Genomic DNA, 3,219 nt, shown 5'->3' on the forward strand with positions numbered 1-3,219 from the left:
TCGTCGGGTAGCTACTCGTTATGAAAAACGAGCCGAAAACTACCTAGCAATGCTGATGATTGCGGCGATTCTTATCTGGTTAAAATAGCTCATTACGCTACATCCAGACTTTGCAGATACGCCCTAGTCAAAACTAACGGCTTAGAAGCAGCGCTGAAGTGGCAAATTGCCCCTAGATGGTCAACGTTTCTCAACTACACTTATACCGATGCGAAGATTAAATCTGGTTCAGAGGAAGGATTGCAATTAGGCTTAGTTCCTTACTCTGTAGCGCAGTTGGGCGTTGGTTACGGTTCAGAAGGCTGGCAAGTCAATTTGTACGCTAGTTACTTTGGGGGAGCGCGGCGAGCTTTCTTTAATAATCCTGGAGAAAGCAGTACAGATTTTTCACCCTCTTTCCTCAATTTAGACCTATCAGCACGAGTACCTGTATATAAAAATATTGCTTTGACAATTTATCTAGAAAATCTGGCAGCTGTGCAGTATGAAAAGTCCAATTGCATCTATCATCCTGGTTTGACTTTCCGCGCTGGTGTTTCCGCCAATTTTTGAGCCATAACCCCCAAGCCCAGTGATTACCTTTTAAAGTTCAAAAACTGAGTATATTGCGGGTTAAACAGCAATTTAACTGTGCCTGTAGGTCCATTTCGGTGTTTGGCGGCAATAATTTCGGTGACTCCGCGATCGGGGGAATCAGCATTGTAGTAATCATCCCGATAAATCATTAATACCAAGTCCGAATCTTGTTCTAAAGAGCCAGATTCTCTTAAATCGGAAAGCAGGGGACGCTTGTTGGTGCGCGACTCTACACCCCGACTCAACTGAGATAGGGCGATGATTGGAACTTTCAATTCGCGGGCTAAACCCTTAAGACTACGGGTAATTTTTGATAGTTCTTGCACCCGATTGTCGCTGGTACTGCTTTCCATTAGCTGCAAGTAATCGATCACAATTAAAGCAAGTTCGCTATTTTTCTCTGCTTGCAAACGGCGGGCTTGACTACGCATCTCCATTACCGTCATATTTGCCGTATCGTCTATATATATGGGCAATTGAGCCAAGTTACCAAATGCTCGACTTAATTGTTCCCACTCGTTTTGACTAATTCGCCCACTCCGCATTCTTTGGCTTTCAATTCCCGCTTCACTAGCTAGTAAGCGTTGTACCAATTGCTCTTTGGACATTTCCAAACTAAAAAGAGCTACAGGCATTTTGTAGCGAGTGGCAACATTGCGGGCAATATTTAAGCACAAAGCCGTTTTACCCATCGCCGGACGGGCGGCAACAATAATTAAGTCTGACTTTTGGAAACCACTTGTCAGCGCATCTAAGTCGTAAAAGTCAGACAAAATACCTGGTAAAGCTTGTTCGCGATCGCGATTTTCTAAGTCTTGAAAGGTATCTACTAAGGTGTCACCAATGGCAATCAAACCTTGCTGAGGCCTGTCTTGAGTGATATTAAAAACTTTTTGTTCGGCTCTGTCAAGCACTATCGGGAGTTCGGTTTCTGTTTGGTAGCCGAGTTGGACAATTTCATTACCCGCTTGAATTAGCTTACGCCGCAGGTATTTGTCCATTACTAGCGTTGCTAATGAGTCAATATTAATTGCCGAAACAGTGCGATCTACCAGTTGAACTAACTTACTTTTTCCACCAATTTTTGCTAACAAATCGTGGTCAGTCAACCAAGAAGTGACACTAAGTAAATCGGTGGGTTTACCTTGACCTTGGAGTTTTAAAGCCGCTTCGTAAATTTCTTTGTGAGCGCTAATATAGAACGCTTCGGCTAACAAGCGATCGCTTACACGGCTAATTGCTTCGGGATCTAGTAAGATACCTCCCAAAACCGCTTCTTCTGCTTCAATATTTTGCGGTGGCAATCCGCCCAAGCCTTGAAAGTTGAGTTGTTCCAACATAAATTTAACAAAGCAAAAATTTGGGGCGGTTTCCACTTCGACCCTTCGACAAGCTCAGGGCAACGCAAAGTTCAGCGACCACCTCTCCTAATCGCTGTTAATAGACTAAAAGAATTTACCTACTAACTATGATAAGCCACCACTAATCAAGAGAGCAAAAAGTTGGGGGACGGTTTCCTCTCCCCAAGCTTTTAAAGAGAGGGGAGTAATAGAGTTTTATTCTGCTACTACGTGAATATCTACTGTAGCTGTGACTTCTGGGTGTAGCTTGACTTCGGCAGTATAACTACCAGTTTTGCTAATATCGGGTAAAGTGATGCCGCGACGATCTACTTCTTGACCGATCACTCCTTGAATTAGAGTTGCAATTTCTCGGTCTGTTACCGTACCAAAGATCGATTCACCTTCACCGACTTGCTTTGCGATCGTAAAGCGGCCGACTTTTTCTAAAGTAACTTTTAAGCCTTGTGCTTGTTCTTTGAGTTCGGCTTGGCGCTGGCGCTCTTGCTCTTTGCGGCGTTCGGCTTGCTTGAGAATACCAGGAGTAGCATGAACAGCCATTTTTTGCGGCAGCAAGTAGTTACGAGCATAGCCGGGAGCTACTTCAACTAAATCGCCTAACTTTCCTAATTTGCTAACATCTTTATTTAAAACTAACTGTACGCGCTTTGCCATAATCTTGCCTGTAAAGTATAAACTACTTAGTTTCTATCAATTGGTCGAATCTATGATTTTACCCAAATATAGGATGCGATCGCAACTAATAACTAATTGCTGATAAAGTGATCGCATTTTGCACCTAAATTCTGCGTTAAGAACTAATTGGGATTGAAATCAATTTCCATATCCCAAAAGGATGCTTCTACCTTATGTCCGTCAGGGTCGCGGACAAAGCAGCCGTAATATGGTTCGCCGTAATCTGGTCTGCCACCTGGCGCACCTTCGTCTATGCCACCTTTTTCTAAAGCAGTTTCATAAAAGGCATGAACTGATGCCTTGGTTGGAGCGATAAAACCGATATGCGTACCATTGCCAACCGTTGCAGACTGTCCATCAATTGGTGTATGCACCCAAAATTCTGCGTATTGTTTGCCATAGGCGATCACACCTGAATGTTCCATCAATCGCTTACGGGCGCATCTACTTGTTAGGGGAGTAGAGACGGTAACGATAAATTATAGCCTTACGGAAACACGTTAGGGCAGTGTTTGAAGGCGGCATCAACACAATCATGAAAGCTGTCAAATTCGTTGCACCGCTCGCTGCCGCATCCAGTTTTTGAGGACAAACCACCAATGCTCGC

At 43.8% G+C, this 3,219-nt stretch carries 2 protein-coding genes and 3 pseudogenes; 1 reads left to right on the top strand and 4 read right to left on the bottom strand.

From position 1 onward, the window contains the following. Nucleotides 1-123 precede the first annotated feature (123 nt). Nucleotides 124-552 (top strand): annotated as a pseudogene (locus tag AC2VE5_RS25020) (TonB-dependent receptor domain-containing protein); the annotation flags it as partial. A 23-nt stretch (nt 553-575) separates the two neighbouring features. Here AC2VE5_RS25020 and dnaB read toward each other — a convergent pair. The 4 genes and pseudogenes from dnaB to AC2VE5_RS25040 form a co-directional block, all read right to left on the bottom strand. Beyond that, nucleotides 576-1,916 (bottom strand): replicative DNA helicase, encoded by a 1,341-nt coding sequence (gene dnaB, locus AC2VE5_RS25025; protein WP_486890310.1) that lies wholly within the window; start codon nt 1,914-1,916, stop codon nt 576-578. A 216-nt stretch (nt 1,917-2,132) separates the two neighbouring features. Further along, nucleotides 2,133-2,591: a 50S ribosomal protein L9 gene (gene rplI / locus AC2VE5_RS25030; RefSeq protein ID WP_486890311.1), complete on the bottom strand. Its 459-nt coding sequence runs from the start codon at nt 2,589-2,591 to the stop codon at nt 2,133-2,135. Between the two features lie 143 nt (nt 2,592-2,734). Further along, nucleotides 2,735-3,046, bottom strand: a pseudogene (locus AC2VE5_RS25035) (VOC family protein); the annotation flags it as partial. A gap of 53 nt (nt 3,047-3,099) precedes the next feature. Next, nucleotides 3,100-3,219 (bottom strand): annotated as a pseudogene (locus AC2VE5_RS25040) (IS630 family transposase); the annotation flags it as partial.

The organism is Aliterella sp. E5.1, from assembly GCF_057473825.1.

Coding starts and splice junctions, on each gene's coding strand:
- rplI (WP_486890311.1), bottom strand. CDS start 2,591: ATGGCAAAGCGCGTACAGTTAGTTTTAAATAAAGATGTTAGCAAATTA.
- dnaB (WP_486890310.1), bottom strand. CDS start 1,916: ATGTTGGAACAACTCAACTTTCAAGGCTTGGGCGGATTGCCACCGCAA.